This is a genomic window from Pseudoxanthomonas sp. JBR18 (assembly GCF_028198165.1).
Taxonomy (GTDB): domain Bacteria; phylum Pseudomonadota; class Gammaproteobacteria; order Xanthomonadales; family Xanthomonadaceae; genus Pseudoxanthomonas_A.
Genome location: NZ_CP116339.1, coordinates 654,881 through 670,215, shown reverse-complemented (window position 1 = coordinate 670,215; position 15,335 = coordinate 654,881). Strand labels below are relative to the sequence as shown.

Sequence of the window (15,335 nt, the reverse complement as noted above, 5' to 3'; positions counted from 1 at the left end):
AGGGTCGGGATCAGCAGCGGTCATACAGCAGGTCCCAGACGCCGTGGCCGAGTTTCTGCCCGCGAGTCTCGAAGTGGGTCTGCGGGCGCCAGTCCGGGCGCGGCACGCTGCCACGGGCGCCGGCGCGGTTGCGCAGGCCAGGGGTGGCATCCAGCACATCCCACATATGCTCGGCATAGGCCTCCCAGTCGGTGGCCAGGTGCAGGCGCCCATCGGGGGCCAGGCGCGAGACCAGCAACCGGGCAAACTCGGGCTGGACCAGGCGGCGCTTGTTGTGGCGCTTCTTGTGCCAGGGATCGGGGAAGTAGATGCGGACCTCGTCCAGGCTGCCTTCGGCCACCTCGTTGGCCAGCACCTCGACCGCGTCATGGTGGTACAGGCGTACGTGGTCGGCGCCATCGACGTCCAGCGCGTTGAGCAGCCGGCCCACTCCCGGGGCGTGGACCTCCAGGCCCAGGTAGTCACGCGACGGATCCTGCGCGGCGGCGAAGCGCAGCGCGTCCCCATTGCCGAATCCGATTTCCATCACCCGCCGCGCCTGGCGGCCGAAGACCGCGTCGTAGTCGCGCCGCTGGCCGGTGTAGTCCAGGCCAAAACGCGGCCAGGCCTGGTCGAAGGCGCGTTGCTGGGCCTCGGTGAAGCGTCCTTGGCGCAGCACGAAGCTGCGGACCGGGCGGTGGCCTTCGGTGGTGGTGAACGGCTTGGGCGGGGCCTTGGCGCCTGGACTGGAAAACGGGTCGGTCATGTCAGGGGCATGACCCGCAAGATCGGGTGGGGGCAGAAGCACGCATGGTGGGATTATCGCCCAACTTGGCGGGATGGTTGCGTGGATGACGCGATCCCATGCCCGGATGTGCGTGCCCCTGGCGGGTCGGTCTGATGGTATTGCCGCAGTGCAGCGTGAGTGGCTGATGGCAGAGGTGAAACCATATCGCCCCAATGCGCTGCCGTATGGAGCGCGTCATCTCCTGTTACTTCACGCAAGCCCATGGAGTTCCATATGCGTAGCCCCCGTTCCCTGTCCACCCTGGCCGCGGCCGTCGTCGTCGCGCTGGCCGCCGGTGCCCCGCAGGCCAAGGCCGAGCAGGTCTATTCGCAGACCGTGTTCTTCGGCGACAGCCTGACCGATTCGGGGCACTTCCGCCCGGCCCTGATCCAGGTGGCGGGCCCGTCCGCGGCGATCGTGGGCCGCTTCACCACCAACCCGGGCCTGGTCTGGGGCGAATACGTGGCCGACTTCTATGGCACCGATGCCACCAGCGACAACCAGGGCGGCACCAACTACGCGGTGGGCGGTGCGCTGGTCGGCACCAATACCACCAGCGCGCTGGGCGCGATCCCCTCGCTCTCCAGCCAGGTCAGCAGCTACCTGAGCAGCACCGGCGGAGTGGCCGATCCCCATGCGCTCTACACGGTGTGGGGTGGCGCCAATGACCTGTTCGCGGTCGCCGCCGGCGCCCCGGCGCAGGCCACCATCGGCGCGGCGGTCACCACCCAGATTGGCCTGGTCGGCACCCTGCAGGCCGCCGGGGCCGAGTACGTGCTGGTGCCGACCATTCCAGACCTGGGCAAGACCCCGCAGTTCCTGGCAGGGGGTGCGGCGACCTCAGCGGCCGGCACCCAGCTGGCTGCCTCCTACAACACCGCACTGTTCAACGGGCTGGCCGCCAGTGGCCTGCGCGTGATCCCGCTGGACACCTTCACCCTGATCGACGAGATCACCGCCAACCCAGGCGCCTATGGCTTCACCAACGCGACCGGTACGGCGTGCGGGGCGATGTCCTCGCTGACCTGCAGCCCGCTCAACTATGCATCGCCGACGGCGGCGACCGATTACGTGTTCGCCGACGGCGTGCATCCGAGCACGGCGGCGCACGAGGTCCTGGGTCAGTACGCCCTCTCGGTGCTGGAAGGTCCGCGCCAGGTCGCGGTGCTGCCGCATGCGGCGTCGGTGGTGGGCTACTCGCGCGCCGAGCGCGTCGCCGCGCATGCCGAAGGTGCCGAGGACGCCCACGGCCTGCGCTGGTGGGGCGACCTGCGCGGTGACCTGCAGCGCGAGGAGGACGGCGACCTGTACAAGGGCACGACGCCGGCCGGCCTGTTCGGCATCGACTGGGCGCAGGGTGCGTGGACGCTGGGCGGTTTTGCCGGCTTCGGCAAGGGCACTCAGGACTTCGGTCACTCCTCGGGCGAGTTCAAGCAACAGGACACGACCGTGGGTGCCTTCGCCCAGTGGGCCGACCGCGGCGGCTGGGTCAATGCCCAGGTCAGCTACAGCTGGCTGAGCTTCGATGTCACCCGCGAGATCGAGCTGGGCACGGCCGTGCGCAAGCAGTCCGGCTCGCCCGACGGCAGCAACCTGACCGCGGCGGTGAGCGGCGGCTTCGATTTCAACCACGGCGGCAGCTGGCGGACCGGTCCGGTGCTTTCGCTGGTGTCGCAGACGATCAAGGTGGATGGCTATGACGAGAACAATTTCTCGGCCACGGCGCTTTCCTATGGCGACCAGGAGTTCGATTCGCTGATCGGCAGCGCCGGCTGGCGGGCGAGCTTCGATATCTCGCCCACGGTGTCCCCGTACATCCAGGTGGCCTACAACCACGAGTTCGAGGAAAGCGCCTCGCAGGCTTACGCCTCGTTGCAGACCTTGCCAGGCTCGATGCCCTACGCGGTGCCCGGCGTGGAGTTCGACCGCGACTACGGAACCGTGATGGTCGGCGCGCGGGCGCGTCTGGGTGGACTGGCGGCCGATATCGGTGCGCGCAGCAGCTTCGGCCAGAGCTCGGCCAACGATGCGGGCCTGTTCCTCAGCCTGGGCGGCAGCTTCTGAGCGCGCTCATAGCCTGGCAATGAAGCCTTCGACGCCCGGGTCCGCCCGGGCGTCGACGTTTCCGGGGCCACCAAATGCGTCGGCGCGGATTGCGCGGCATGCGGCTGCCGGCATAGACTTCCGACCACAACGCGGGTGTAGCTCAATGGTAGAGCTGTAGCTTCCCAAGCTACTGACGAGGGTTCGATTCCCTTCACCCGCTCCAAGTCGGTCCCTGCCGTGTGTCTGCCGGCGATTCTGGTTCACAGTCCTCGTGGTCTTTCAGGCTGATCGTCGCTTTGGCCGATGTGGGCGCATGTCATGCTATGCGCCGTTTTCCCAGCCCCGTAAGCCGCATGAAACTGGCGATTCTTTCCCGCAACACGCGGCTGTACTCGACCAAGCGGCTGGTGGAGGCGGCGCGGCAGCGCGGACATACGGTGCGCGTGCTGGATCCGCTGCGCTGCTACATGCGCATCGATCGCGGTCGCTTCGACCTGCGCTATGGCGGCAGGACGCTGTCCGGATTCGACGCGGTGCTGCCGCGCATCGGCGCCTCGGTGACGCGTTATGGAACGGCGGTGCTGCGCCAGTTCGAGCTGATGGGCTGCCACACCCCCAATCCTTCCGACGCCATCCTGCGGGCGCGCGACAAGCTGCGCGCGCATCAGCTCCTGGCCGCGGCCGGGATCGATCTGCCCGGAACGGTCTTCGGCGACAACCCTGACGACACAGCCGACCTGCTGGCTCTGCTGGGTCCGCCCCCGCACGTGATCAAGCTCAACGAGGGCGCCCAGGGCGCAGGCGTGATGCTGACCGAAAAGCTCTCCGCCTCGCGCTCGGTGGTCGAAGCCCTGCGCGGCCTGTATGCCAATTTCGTGGTGCAGGAGTTCATCGGCGAGGCCAAGGGCGCCGACCTGCGCTGCTTTGTGGTCGGCGATCGTGTCGTGGCCGCCATGCGACGGCAGGCGCCGGAGGGGGATTTCCGCTCCAACCTGCATCGTGGGGGCGAGGCCGCGCCGGCGACGGCCTCGCAGGAAGAGATCGAGGTGGCGGTGCGAGCCGCTGCGACTCTGGGGCTGGGCGTGGCTGGCGTGGACCTGATCCGTTCCGCGCGCGGCCCACTCGTGCTCGAGGTCAACTCGACCCCAGGACTGGAAGGCATCGAGCAGGTTTCCGGCGTCGATGTGGCCGGGACCGTGGTGGACTGGGTGGCGCTTCGGCACGCCGGGTAGGCGAGCGGCCCTTCAGCCCATCTGTGCCAGAATCCGAAAAATCGCGTCGGGCCGGACGCGAATGGATGCGACAGCCCCCAGGGCTGTTCCGGTCTTTCCCTGGAAAACCTTGAGGAAGTGTGCTCATGAATACGTTATCGCTCGCGTGCGCAGTCTTTCCCGGTGCTTTGGCCATTCCGCTCAAGGCCTCAGTGATCGAGGCGCTGTCATCGTCGACGCGCTGACTCCAGATGAGCGCACTGCGGCATTCCCCGATCAGCGCCGATCAACATGGTGCCGGCCCAAGTGCAAGTGGACGGCCAGCGGATCTAAATGCGCGAACAGAGGGTTGGTTCGCATTGCACGATCACACGCTGCGAGACGGTCGCACAACGTGAACGCGCCCACGAGCAGACTTTGGACGCCGTCCAGCGCAATCAGGGCGCGTCCCTCCCCCGAGAACAGAATCCCCTTTAAGAAGACACCTATGCGCATTCTCGTCATCGAAGACAACAGCGACATCGCCGCCAACCTGGGCGACTATCTCGAAGACCGCGGCCACACCGTGGACTTCGCCGCCGACGGCGTGACTGGCCTGCATCTGGCCGTGGTCCACGACTTCGACGCCATCGTGCTGGACCTCAACCTGCCGGGCATGGACGGCCTGGAAGTCTGCCGCAAGCTGCGCAACGAGGCGCGCAAGCAGACCCCGGTGTTGATGCTCACCGCGCGCGACAGCCTGGACAACAAGCTGGCCGGGTTCGACTCGGGCGCCGACGATTACCTGATCAAGCCGTTTGCCCTGCAGGAAGTGGAAGTGCGCCTCAACGCACTCTCGCGCCGCGGCAAGGGCGTGCAGACGCGCGTGCTGGATGTCGGCGACCTGGAATACAACCTGGACACGCTGGAAGTCCGCCGGGAGGGCAAGCTGCTCCAGCTCAACCCGACCGCGTTGAAGATCCTGCAATCGCTGATGGAAGCCTCCCCGGCCGTGGTGACCCGCCAGGAGCTGGAAACCCGCGTGTGGGGCGAGGAGCTGCCCGATTCCGATTCCCTGCGCGTGCACATCCATGGCCTGCGTGCCGTGGTGGACAAGCCGTTCGAAACGCCCCTGATCCAGACCCGCCATGGCATCGGATACCGCATCGCCGCACCCGAAGCCTGAGCCCGGCCCGGTGCCTGCGCGGCCCGGTGCCGCGCGGGCACGCAAGTTCCGCCGGCGCCTGCGCACCCGCATCGTCTGGTCGTTTGCATTGTTGGGCTTCTGCCTGACGGTGCTGTTCGCGTACGCCTCGATCCTGGCCCGCGAGCGCGTGGAGAACCAGTTGGTCGAGGACGTGATGAACCGCAACCTGGAGGAATCCTGGCGGCGGTTCGTCGTCAGCGGGGGGACCAACACCGCCGCGCCCGTACAGCAGATGAAGGGGTATCTGTACCCGCCGGACAAGCTCGAGCGCCTGCGCGAGGAGAAGCCGGAGTGGTATCGGCTCAAGGACGGCATCCACACCATGTCCGGCACCGATGAGAACGGTGACCCGTTTTCTTTCCGGATCGGCGTGCGCAAGACGCCCAACGCCTGGTTCTACCTGACCTACGACATGGGGCAGGTCGCGCTGGGCGAGGTGCAATTCAAGCGCACGCTCTGGGCGACCGTGGCGGTGTTCACGCTGCTGTCGCTGCTGGTTGGCTGGTGGTCGGCCTCGCGGGTGATGAGCCCGGTGTCCGAGTTGGCCAACCGCTTGCGCGCCTACCGCGGCAGCAGCAATCCGACCCAGCTGGGGCCGCTGTTCCCCGAGGACGAGGTGGGTGAGCTGGCGCGCGCGCTGGACGACTATTCCACGCGTTTGACCGAGGTCGTGCAGCGCGACCGGGAGTTCAACGCCGATGTCAGCCACGAGTTGCGCACGCCGCTGGCCGTCATCCGTGGGGCGACCGAGCTTCTTTTGAGCCGGTCGGGCCTGGAGCCCAAAGTCGAGCAGCGTCTGCTGCGCATCCAGCGTGCCGAGCAGGCCTGCTCGGATCTGATCGGCTCGCTGCTGCTGCTTTCACGCAACGAGCGCGGGCACGGCGCCAGCAACGTCGCCAAGGTCGCCGATCAACTGCTGGATTCGCATCGCGCGCAGATCGGCGGCAAGCCGCTGGAGCTGATGCTGGAAGGCGAGCAGACCCTGGTGGTCGATGCGCCGGAGGCCGCCCTGTCGGTGGCGCTGGGCAACCTCATCGGCAACGCGGTCAAGTACACGCAGGAAGGCGTCGTGTTGGTCCGCGTGCTCGAGGACCGGGTCGAGGTGATCGATTCTGGCCCCGGCCTGAGCGAGGAGGACGCGGCCAAACTGTTCGATCGCGGTTACCGCGGCACCCATGCCGGGCATTCGCAGGGCGGCGGTATCGGCCTGTCCATCGTCAGCCGCCTGTGCGATCTGTACGGCTGGCAGGTCTATGTGCGTCCGGGCGCCGAGCGTGGGGTGGTGGCGACCTTGCGCTTCACTCCCGCCGAGGATCGGGCGCCCACCGCCCTGCCGTCACCTAAAGCGTGATCCAGAAGCAGTCGTCGCGCCGGCGCAGGCCCAGCACGGTGCTGCTCGGGGTGCCGTTGGACAGCGTCTGCTGCAGCCGTAAGCCCACCGGCCGCTGCTTCTGGACGGGCGCAGCCTGGGGGTAATAGCCGTCGGCGTTCTCGTCGACCACGCTGCCATCGGCGGCAGTCAACGGCGCCGGTGGCGGAAAGATGGGGGCAATGTCCACCAGCGGGCGGCGCACGATGCCTTCCATGCGATCCAGCAAGCGGTTGGCGGTGGCATCGGAAACCCCGTTCCAGGGGTAGAGCGACGCCAGGCGATTGGCGTCGCCTTGGTCGATCGCGGCGCTGATCTGCTGGACCAGGTCGCTCAACCGGCGCGGACAGCCCAGGTTGGCGGGTGTCGCACGTCCTGCCGCGTCCACGCGTGGCCGGATGACGCGACTGGTGGCGCCCAGATCCTCGCAGCGCCGGTCGGTGAACACCGTGGTGCCTGAGGCGCTGGTGCAGCGGTGGATCGGCTGCTGCTGCGCCTTCACCGGCGGCGCGCGGCACAGCAACAGGCCGCCGCACAGGGCGACAAGCAACGGGGCCGTGAGGAATCGGGCAGCGGACATGGCGGAGCGCAGCCTAACCCGGGTGGCGTGAGCGCGGGCTGGCCGCGCCCTGGGTCGATCAGCCGCGGCCCAGGCGCTGCAGCACCGACTGGCTCGGCTTGGCCAGGTTCAGCGTATAGAAGTGCAGGGCGGGCGCCCCGCCATCGATCAGGCGCTGGCACAGCTGGGCGACCACATCGGCCCCGAAGTCCCTGATCGAGGCCGCATCGTCGCCGTAGGCCGCCATGCGCTTGCCGATCCAGCGCGGGATTTCCGCTCCGCACTGCTCGGAGAAGCGGCGCAGCTGGCTGAAATTGGAGATCGGCATGATCCCCGGAATGATCGGGATCTCCACCCCCAGCTTGCGCACGCCCTCGACGAAGCCGAAGTAGGCATCGGCGTTGTAGAAGTACTGGGTGATGGCCGCATCGGCGCCGGCGTCGACCTTGGCCTTGAAGTGGCGCAGGTCGGACAGCGCATCGCTGGCCTGCGGGTGGGTTTCCGGATAGGCGCCTACTTCAAGGTGGAAGGCATCGCCGTGTTCGGCGCGGATGAAGGCGATCAGGTCGGCCGCATAGCGCAGGTCGCCCGGATGCCCCATGCCCGAGGGCAGGTCGCCGCGCAGGGCCACGATGCGCTTGCAGCCAATGGCGCGATAGAGCTTGAGCAGTTCGCGGATTTCCTCGCGGTTGCCGCCCACGCACGACAGGTGCGGCGCGGCATCGAAGCGATGGTGCTGCTTGAGGTGTCGCACCGTCTCGGCCGTGTAGCTCAGGGTCGAGCCGCCAGCGCCAAAGGTGCACGACACGTAGTCCGGCGCGTAGCGCTTGAGCTTGTCGGCGGTGCGATCCAGCTGCGCACGCTGGTCATCGGTCTTGGGCGGGTAGAACTCGAAACTGACGGGGATCATCGCAAGCGGCTGGGCGGGATGGATGAGCGATCATATCGCTTCATCGCGATGAATGCATGGACCGTACCGGGCGTTCGGAGGCGGGGCTGACGGCGCACCGGGCGCTGGCTACCCTGACGCGCCCCTTTCGCACGGATTGTCTCGATGTCCATCGTCCTGACCGATTTCGCCCGCACCCGCCTGTTTCCGCGTACGCCGCGGGGCAACACCATCCAGGACTGCACCGCCGAGGTGTTCGAGCACTACCTCAACGATCATGCGCCGATGCAGATGCTCGATGGCTATGCACCGTTCTGCAAGTTGCACGTCCACGCCAACTGGACGTCCACCCGCTGCCTGACCGTGCCGATCACCGCCGACAACCGCCACCTGTTGCGCTCGGCCTACGAGGCGCGCAACAGCCGCGAGCTGCCGGTGCTGGTGCGCTGGTTCGAGGGCGTCCAAGCGCCACGCGCCGATTACCTGTTGCCCATCCTCTACAGCCGCGCGCAATTGGAGAAGGAAGGCACGCCGATCGATGCTGACTGGGGCGTGGTCGGCTGCCTGTATACGGCCGAGCCGGCCGAGATCCCGATGGCCCCGATCACCATGCTGCGCAACGCGTTGGGCGTGGAGGAAGGCGGCTCCGGCGTGCCGCTGGACCGGGAGGCCTATCGGCGCGCGGTCGCGTTCTGGGACAGCAACGCCAACTGGCGGCCCTGAGCCGCCGACGTGTCACCTCAGCGCGCCGGCAGCGCCTGGCCGAAGTAGAGCGTGTGGCCTTGATCGTCTTCGATGACGAATTCGCGGGTTCCCCAGTCGGTTTCATGGACCGGAACGCGCAGCGCGACGCCGCGTGCCTGCAGCAGCTCGGCCAGACCCGACGCATCGGCAGTGGGAAAGTACAGATGAAAGTGGGTCCCGGCGCGGACCTGGGCGATCGAAGGGTCCGGCGTATCGACGCGTTTGAGGTGGAACAGCTGGCCGCCGGCCTCGATGCCGGCGTAGAAGTCGCCATGCCGAAAGCGCAGCGCCATGCCCAGCGTGTGGGTGTAGAAGGCGATGGAGCCCTCCAGATCGGTGGTGCGTAGCTGTGCGATGGCACCGACCGTCGTCGGCGCATCCACAACCGACTGCGCCTGTGGGGCGGTGGGCAGGTTGTGGCCGATGCGCCACAGCACGCCGCTGGGGTCGGTCAGGACGAAGTCACGGATACGCCAGGGCCGATCTTGCGGCGGCTCTGCGCGCACACCGTAGGCGTCGGCCACTCGCCGCGCGCGCTCCCACCACGCGTCCGCGTCGGCGACCAGCAGGTGCATCATGAAGTTCGCGGCATGGCCCTGCGCGTGGAAGCGCTGCAGCAGGAAGCTGCAGTTCCCCGCATGCAGATAGGCCAGGTCTTCATCGGAGAAGGCCAGGGTGAACCCCAGATCCTCGTAGAAGCGCTTGCTCAGCGCGAAGTCCCGCGCGGGGACGAAGGCCTTGATCTCGACGGTGTCCAGCGTCATCGGGTGGCGTCCTGTGGTGCCATGTCCAGTTCGATCAGCGCGCCCAGTGAACGCCGCAGCGCGGCCAGATCCTGCGCGCCCACGCGCGCCAGGAGCGCGGCGTCGATCCGCGCCCGCGCGGCGCCCTGGACCTGCGCGGCCGCATGGCCCCGGGCCGTGAGGGAGACGGTGAGGCGGCGACGGTCGACCGGATCCGGGCTGCGTTCCAGGTAGCCTGCGGCCACCAGCGCATCGACCAGCTGCCCGGCGGCCTGCTTGGAGACGCGCAGGCCCTGGATCAGGCGGGCCAGCGGCGCGCGGCCTGTCTCCAGGGCAAGGCCGCCGATCAGATAGAGCCCGTTCTTGGGAATGTCGTGATGGCCTGAATCGACCAGCGCCGCGCGCATGGCGGAAGCATAGGTCTGCCGGGCGTGCCGCAGCAGCGCGGGGAGGCTGACGTCGTCATACCAGGGGGCATCCACGCGGCACCACCAAGTCAAATAACTTGATAGTCAACTTATTTGACTTTTATACGCTTGTCCAATTGCCGCAGGCGGGCGTCCGCCCAGGCCACGACGGGGGGCAGGGACCCGGCAGGCGCGTTCTGGCTTGCGGCAACCAGTTCCAGTACGGACACGCCGGTGGTGTCGATGTCCAGATCCGCGGACTTTCCGGCGGTCAGCGGCGCGGTGGCATGGAGCAGCTTCCCATCTCCGTAGACCCGGAACACCACGCTTGCGTCGGTCTGCCCCGCGTTGTCCTGCAGCCCGACCGTGGCGGCGAAGCGGGCGAACTCGCCGCGGGTGGCCACCTCCAGGCGTGAGTCCGCATGGGTGCCGATCCCGTAGGCATACTTCTCGCCGGCCACCTGCAGCGGCAGGCCTTCCGGTGTGGCATCGGCGCGCGGCGTCCCGGAGGCCTGGTCCAGCGCCGTGCTGTAGCTGGGCAGACCGTCGGCGGCGACATGGATGCGTCCGGTCATTTCACTCAGCAGGGCGCCATGCAGCTCGACCGGCGTGCCCCTGACCTTGAGCAGCATGGCCTGGTGTGGAGCCAGTGCGAAGCGCAGCGCTCCCCGTGTCTGTGGCAGGTCCGCATGTCGCCACAGGTCACGCATTCGGATGCTGGCGTCATCGGCCAGCTTCATCTGTGCCGGGGTCACCTGGGCGGTCGCGGGTGCATCGCCGCGATTGAACAGCAGGACCGCACGTTCGCCACGTGTGGCCAGCGGCTTGACCAGAACCTGCACTGGACGCCCATCGGCGACCAGCACCGCCTGGTTGCCAGCCGGGTCCTGGTCGATGGCGATGACCTCGGGATTGGTCAGCAGGTCGATCAGCGGCTGCGGGGCCTCGCGCAGGTCGAAGCCCAACAGCAGTGGCGCCGACAGCATCGCCCACAGCGAGAAATGGGTGCGCGCCTGGGTCAGGTGCTGGGCATCGAACTCGCCCAGTCCGATCGCCAGCATGTCCGGGTCGTTCCAGCGTCCAGGTCCGGCGTACAGTTCGCGACGTGAGGCCGAATCGAAGTTATGCAGCATGCTGGCCCAAGTCGGTTCGATGTCCGGGCTGGTGCGCCACAGGTTGCCGTGCTCGCCGCCCCAGTCGCGCACACCGGCCTCGCCCCAGGGGCAGATCGACAGCACGAAGTCACCGTCCGGATTGAGGTCGGCCAGCAGTCGCCCGACGCGGGCGTAGCGCGTTTCCACAGCGTCGGCATCGGTGCGTTGCGCGTCGCCGCGCACGATCAGCGGCCGCAGCGCGCGATGGCCGCTTTGCTTCACCGGCTCGCTGCCGGCGCCGAAATCCGCCAGCCCACAGGCGTCGACCTTGAGGTAATCGAAACCCCAGTCCTGGAACATCGTCTTCAGATCCGAGGCCTCGAAGCCCTGCAGCCCGATCTCGCGTTCGGCCACGCTGCCGACCGGCAGGTTGGGGCTATGTCGGTCGAACGCTTGCGAGCACGCGTTGCGGCCGGCATCGGTATACAGCCCGGCCTTGAAGCCACGCGCGTGCAGCATGTCGGTCCAGGCCCGGAAGCTGGTGCCGCCGTCGGCCTGCTGGGCGATGGGGAACATGCTCGTGCGGATCTCGATGCGTCCTTGCGCATCGCGCCGCAGCCACCAGCCGTCGTCGATGTTGACGTAGCGGTAGCCGGCATCCTGCAGGCCACGCTGCTGCAGGGCGTCGACCACCGACGCGATCCGTGCCTGGTCGACCTCGGTGCGAAACGCGTTCCATGGGTTGAAGCCCATCGGCGGCGTGGCGGCCGCGCCGTGGCCGTAGACGCTGAAGCGTCCGCTTGGCTGCAGCGCATCGCTGTATTGGCCCGCCGCCGCGGGCAGGGCGGACAGCGACAGCAGGGTGGCCAGCAGCATGCGTTTCATCGCTTCATTCCTTTTGCGTCGGACGACACGTGCGTGGCGGCGGGCGGCTCAGCGCGGCGCCGCCCCGGCCAGCCGCAGCGCGTAGAGCGCGGCCCCGTAATGCGGAGAGTGGATCGGCGTATGTAGCACGAAGTCCGTGCTGCACCTGGCCAGGGCGGCCTGGAACGGCTGCATCAGCAGCGCGCCAGCGCTGAAGGCCCCACCGGAATACGAGAGTGGCACCGGTTCGCCCGGTTCGAAGCCGAGCAGATCGCGGAGTGCCTGGGCAATCTGCGCCAGCTCTTCGCCGGCATGCTGGAAAATCGCGATCGCCACCGCGTCGCCTTCGCCGGCAGCCTGGGCCACCTGCACCGACAGGCGGGCAATGTCGCCGCGCGTGCCGACGTCCTCCCCGTAGACATGCGCGCAAATGTCCAGGTCCTCGTCCAGGTCGAAGTGGGCACGCAGGATCGCGTGCAGGGGCCCACGCGGCAGGCGGCCATCGCTCATGCGCGAGAAGGCGTTGAGCCCCTGCACGGCGATCCAGTAGGCCGAGCCCTCGTCGCCGAACGCCTCGCCCCAGCCGCCGGCGCGGGCCGCGGCCTCACCGCGTCGTCCGTAGCCCATCGAGCCGGTGCCGGCGATGATGTTGATGCCATCTGCGCAGGCCAGCGAACCGGCCCAGCCGCACACCATGTCGTTGTCGCAGGCATAGCGGTCATGGCCCAGCACCTGGCCGGGGATGGCCTGCAGCGTCGCGGTGGCGCGGCTGTCCTCGCCATAGGCCGGAAGGCCGAAGAACGCCTGCGCGATGTCACTGCGGTCGCGATCCAGTTGGCCCAGCACCGTGGCGATGCCTTCGCTCAGAATGCGGCGGACCCCGTCCAGCCCGACCTGGGGATGGTAGGCGGTGCCCAGCTGGGTCTCGGCCAGCAACGTGCCGGCGGCATCGATCAGCGCGAAGCGCGTCTTGGTACCGCCCCCGTCGACGCCCAGGTAGAGCGCGTGTGCAGCCATCGGCTCAGGCGTCCAGCGCGTACAGCCGTACGCCCTGGACGACACGGTTGACGATGCCGGCTGGATTCGGGTTGTCCGGTGTCACCCCGCGCACGCGCGCATGCAGGAACGCGTAGATCTGCGCGGCCGCGATGTAGGGCCACAACAAGTCCACATCCGCCGCATCGGCCAGGCCCGGCACCGCCAGCGTATCGGCACCTTCGCTACGTGGCTGGGCCGAAATCTCGATCACCCGCGACGCCACCCCGTCGCGACGCAACTCGTCGATCAGGTCGTGGTCGTAGCGCCGGGTGTAGGGATGGTTGGACACGAACACCATTACCAGCGTGTCGCCGGTGACGAAGGTCTTGGGCCCGTGGCGGAAGCCCAGCGGCGAGTCGTAGCAGGTTGCCACCGCGCCATTGGTCAGTTCGCCCAGCTTGAGCGTGGCCTCGCGCGCCAGGCCCTGGAACAGTCCGCTGCCCAGGTAGACGACGCGTGCGTGGTGGGCGTCGGCCAGTGAACGCAGCAGTGGCAGCGCGTCGGCGATCACCGCCTCGGTCGCCCGCGCGATGGGTTCGATGCGCGCGTCCAGCGCCCCGGCCGGCAGCAGTGCGGCGACGGCGGCGTACATCATGCAGCTGAAGGACGAGGTCATCGCGAAGCTGGTGTCGTGCGTCTCTTCCGGCAACTGCACGGTCATCGCCTGCCTGACTGGCACGTTGGCCAGCTGGCCCTGTGCGTTGCAGGTCACCACCAGATGACGCACCTCGCGCACCAGGGACTCGGCCAGTTCAACCGCGGCGATGCTCTCCGGGCTGTTGCCTGAGCGGCCAAAGGAGATCAACAGCAGTGGCTGGGCCGGATCCAGGTGCAACCGCGGCGCGCTCACCAGGTCGGTGGTCGGCACCGCATCCACGCGCGCGGCCAGGCGCCGGTCCAGCAGCGGTGCCAGGCACTGACCGAGATAGGCCGAGGTACCCGCGCCAGTGAGGATCACGCGCGCGGCCGGGTTGCCGGCGATCGGCGCGACGAAGTCCTGCAGCTGGGCGTGCAGGTCGGCGACCAGCGCGTGGGTACGGCGCAGCATCTGCGGCTGCTGGGCGATCTCGCGCGCGGTCCAGATGGCCTTGGTGGCCTGTAGTTCGCCCTCGGTGGCGCCGAAGAGCTCAGGAACGGTCTTGGTCATGGCATGCATGGTGGTAGTCATCGAGTACGGCACTGATGTGCGCCATGGCCAGGGACTGCGGGTCGAGCGTCGCGGTTCCGGTGCGAAGGGCGTGCAATGCGTGGGGAAGGAACTGGCTGATCAGGGAGATGGGCGGCGGGTTGCCGCGCAGGTTGTCGAACAGGTGCTGGCGCGCCTGTTCGATGTGTGTGTCCGGCCAGTAGTAGCGGATGCGGTCGGACAGGCTGTAGTTGAGGTCGATGGCCAGGGCCGCGCCCTCGCTGTGGTAATAGCGACGCCAGTGCCCGGGGGCGTCATGCAGGCGCTGCAGGGCCACCTCGCGCAGGCGCGCCTGGCGCTGGACGGGAATCCATTCGCGCTCGATCGCATCCAGCGCCCAGAGCGCTTCGCGCAGGGCGAAGGTCAATCCGGGGCCGACCTTGAGGATGGCGAAGTGGTCGCGTACCAGTGCGTCGAGCGCATCGCGGGTCTGGTAGTCGGTCGAGTGCGCCTCGAACACCATGTCCGGCACGGTGGTGATCGCCTGGCTCAGGGCGACGGCCTTGTCCGGCGCGTAGTCGATGACGCTGTGATGGTCGAACTCCACGCCCGGCTGCACGACCGAGGCGACCACGCGCTGCCACGCGTCTTCCAGGCCGGCCTCGGCGAAGGCGGTGCGATGCGCCTGGATGGTGGCCAGCGCCGCTTCGGGCGTGGTCAGGGCGAGGCCTTCGATGGCTTCGGTGGCGCCGCCGGGCACGGGGACCTCGGTGCCGATGACGTAGACCGGCGCTTCGCCGCCGGCCTGCTGCCAGGCGGCCTCGGACGCGCGCGCCAGGCGCACCGCGCGGCGCACGATTTCGGCCTCCGGCAGCGGCACCGGATCGCCGGCGCAGGCCATCGAGCAATCCAGGTGGATCTTGCGGAAGCCCGCGGCCACGTAGGCGGCCACCATGACGTCGGCCTTGTCCATCGCTGCGGCCGCATCCAGCGATGTCCACGGGTTCGGCCCGAGGTGATCGCCACCAAGGGCGATGCGCCCCGCGTCGAAGCCGACACGCTGGGCGATGCCGTGCACGAAGGCGACGAAGTCGCTCGGCTGCATGCCGGTATAGCCGCCGTCCTGGTTGACCTGGTTGCAGGTCGCCTCGAACAGCACCAGGTCCTGTCCGGTGCGCTGGGCGTGGCGTAGCGAGGCCTCGATGACGATGGGATGCGCCGAGCAGATCGAGGTCACGCCGACGGCATGACCGGAACGGTGGCGCGCGATGAGGTCGAGCAGGGCTTGCATGG

The 15,335-nt window shown here is 68.2% G+C and carries 14 protein-coding genes and 1 tRNA gene; 6 read left to right on the top strand and 9 right to left on the bottom strand.

The window, feature by feature from the left end:
- Positions 1 to 10: 10 nt before the first annotated feature.
- Positions 11 to 745: a tRNA (guanosine(46)-N7)-methyltransferase TrmB gene (gene trmB, locus PJ250_RS03190; protein WP_271647109.1), complete on the bottom strand. Its 735-nt coding sequence runs from the start codon at positions 743 to 745 to the stop codon at positions 11 to 13.
- 243 nt (positions 746 to 988) lie between these two features.
- Here trmB and PJ250_RS03185 point away from each other — a divergent pair, with 243 nt between their 5' ends.
- The 5 genes from PJ250_RS03185 (at position 989) to PJ250_RS03165 (ending at position 6,560) form a co-directional block, all read left to right on the top strand.
- Positions 989 to 2,830 (top strand): autotransporter outer membrane beta-barrel domain-containing protein, encoded by a 1,842-nt coding sequence (locus PJ250_RS03185; protein ID WP_271647108.1) that lies wholly within the window; start codon positions 989 to 991, stop codon positions 2,828 to 2,830.
- A 131-nt stretch (positions 2,831 to 2,961) separates the two neighbouring features.
- Positions 2,962 to 3,035, top strand: a tRNA-Gly gene (locus PJ250_RS03180).
- A gap of 130 nt (positions 3,036 to 3,165) precedes the next feature.
- Positions 3,166 to 4,044, top strand: coding sequence for a 30S ribosomal protein S6--L-glutamate ligase (rimK, locus tag PJ250_RS03175; protein ID WP_271647107.1), 879 nt, complete (start codon positions 3,166 to 3,168; stop codon positions 4,042 to 4,044).
- Positions 4,045 to 4,510: 466 nt separating this feature from the next.
- Positions 4,511 to 5,188, top strand: a complete 678-nt coding sequence (locus tag PJ250_RS03170) for a response regulator transcription factor (protein ID WP_271647106.1) — start codon at positions 4,511 to 4,513, stop codon at positions 5,186 to 5,188.
- The gene (locus tag PJ250_RS03165; RefSeq protein ID WP_271647105.1) at positions 5,151 to 6,560 is read left to right on the top strand and encodes a sensor histidine kinase; all 1,410 of its coding nucleotides are present in this window, start codon (positions 5,151 to 5,153) and stop codon (positions 6,558 to 6,560) included. Before PJ250_RS03170 ends, PJ250_RS03165 begins: the two co-directional genes overlap by 38 nt.
- Here the strand turns inward: PJ250_RS03165 and PJ250_RS03160 are convergent.
- Positions 6,550 to 7,158, bottom strand: coding sequence for a hypothetical protein (locus PJ250_RS03160; RefSeq protein WP_271647104.1), 609 nt, complete (start codon positions 7,156 to 7,158; stop codon positions 6,550 to 6,552). The two genes, PJ250_RS03165 and PJ250_RS03160, sit on opposite strands and share 11 nt — an antisense overlap.
- A 58-nt stretch (positions 7,159 to 7,216) precedes the next feature.
- Positions 7,217 to 8,047 (bottom strand): methylenetetrahydrofolate reductase [NAD(P)H], encoded by an 831-nt coding sequence (gene metF, locus PJ250_RS03155; protein WP_271647103.1) that lies wholly within the window; start codon positions 8,045 to 8,047, stop codon positions 7,217 to 7,219.
- Positions 8,048 to 8,191: 144 nt separating this feature from the next.
- Between metF and PJ250_RS03150 the strand changes: the two genes are divergently transcribed.
- On the top strand, positions 8,192 to 8,749 hold the full coding sequence (locus PJ250_RS03150; protein ID WP_271647102.1) for a DUF3228 family protein: 558 nt from the start codon (positions 8,192 to 8,194) through the stop codon (positions 8,747 to 8,749).
- 17 nt (positions 8,750 to 8,766) lie between these two features.
- On the opposite strand, the gene PJ250_RS20605 is transcribed toward PJ250_RS03150, so the two are convergent.
- From PJ250_RS20605 to PJ250_RS03115, 6 genes are read right to left on the bottom strand one after another with little or no spacing between them, the layout of a single operon-like run.
- A complete protein-coding gene (locus tag PJ250_RS20605; protein ID WP_333909500.1) occupies positions 8,767 to 9,534 on the bottom strand; it encodes a VOC family protein in 768 nt (255 codons plus the stop codon).
- On the bottom strand, positions 9,531 to 9,995 hold the full coding sequence (locus tag PJ250_RS03135) for a MarR family winged helix-turn-helix transcriptional regulator (protein ID WP_271647101.1): 465 nt from the start codon (positions 9,993 to 9,995) through the stop codon (positions 9,531 to 9,533). The genes PJ250_RS20605 and PJ250_RS03135 overlap by 4 nt, the downstream gene beginning before the upstream one ends.
- Before the next feature lie 35 nt (positions 9,996 to 10,030).
- Positions 10,031 to 11,899 carry an NPCBM/NEW2 domain-containing protein gene (locus tag PJ250_RS03130; protein WP_271647100.1) on the bottom strand — a complete coding sequence of 623 codons (1,869 nt, stop codon included), beginning with the start codon at positions 11,897 to 11,899 and terminating at the stop codon, positions 10,031 to 10,033.
- 48 nt (positions 11,900 to 11,947) lie between these two features.
- Positions 11,948 to 12,895: an N-acetylglucosamine kinase gene (locus PJ250_RS03125; RefSeq protein ID WP_271647099.1), complete on the bottom strand. Its 948-nt coding sequence runs from the start codon at positions 12,893 to 12,895 to the stop codon at positions 11,948 to 11,950.
- Positions 12,896 to 12,899: 4 nt separating this feature from the next.
- Positions 12,900 to 14,063 (bottom strand): SIS domain-containing protein, encoded by a 1,164-nt coding sequence (locus PJ250_RS03120; protein WP_271647098.1) that lies wholly within the window; start codon positions 14,061 to 14,063, stop codon positions 12,900 to 12,902.
- Positions 14,044 to 15,333: a D-tagatose-bisphosphate aldolase, class II, non-catalytic subunit gene (locus PJ250_RS03115; protein ID WP_271647097.1), complete on the bottom strand. Its 1,290-nt coding sequence runs from the start codon at positions 15,331 to 15,333 to the stop codon at positions 14,044 to 14,046. Before PJ250_RS03115 ends, PJ250_RS03120 begins: the two co-directional genes overlap by 20 nt.
- Positions 15,334 to 15,335: the final 2 nt, after the last annotated feature.

Bases quoted from the DNA above. Each gene is read 5' to 3' on its own strand.
- PJ250_RS03125 (WP_271647099.1), bottom strand. From the start codon at position 12,895: ATGGCTGCACACGCGCTCTACCTGGGCGTCGACGGGGGCGGTACCAAG.
- PJ250_RS03185 (WP_271647108.1), top strand. From the start codon at position 989: ATGGAGTTCCATATGCGTAGCCCCCGTTCCCTGTCCACCCTGGCCGCG.
- PJ250_RS03130 (WP_271647100.1), bottom strand. From the start codon at position 11,899: ATGAAACGCATGCTGCTGGCCACCCTGCTGTCGCTGTCCGCCCTGCCC.
- PJ250_RS03115 (WP_271647097.1), bottom strand. From the start codon at position 15,333: ATGCAAGCCCTGCTCGACCTCATCGCGCGCCACCGTTCCGGTCATGCC.
- PJ250_RS03120 (WP_271647098.1), bottom strand. From the start codon at position 14,063: ATGACCAAGACCGTTCCTGAGCTCTTCGGCGCCACCGAGGGCGAACTA.
- PJ250_RS03170 (WP_271647106.1), top strand. From the start codon at position 4,511: ATGCGCATTCTCGTCATCGAAGACAACAGCGACATCGCCGCCAACCTG.
- rimK (WP_271647107.1), top strand. From the start codon at position 3,166: ATGAAACTGGCGATTCTTTCCCGCAACACGCGGCTGTACTCGACCAAG.
- PJ250_RS03165 (WP_271647105.1), top strand. From the start codon at position 5,151: ATGGCATCGGATACCGCATCGCCGCACCCGAAGCCTGAGCCCGGCCCG.
- PJ250_RS03160 (WP_271647104.1), bottom strand. From the start codon at position 7,158: ATGTCCGCTGCCCGATTCCTCACGGCCCCGTTGCTTGTCGCCCTGTGC.
- PJ250_RS03150 (WP_271647102.1), top strand. From the start codon at position 8,192: ATGTCCATCGTCCTGACCGATTTCGCCCGCACCCGCCTGTTTCCGCGT.
- metF (WP_271647103.1), bottom strand. From the start codon at position 8,047: ATGATCCCCGTCAGTTTCGAGTTCTACCCGCCCAAGACCGATGACCAG.
- trmB (WP_271647109.1), bottom strand. From the start codon at position 745: ATGACCGACCCGTTTTCCAGTCCAGGCGCCAAGGCCCCGCCCAAGCCG.
- PJ250_RS20605 (WP_333909500.1), bottom strand. From the start codon at position 9,534: ATGACGCTGGACACCGTCGAGATCAAGGCCTTCGTCCCCGCGCGGGAC.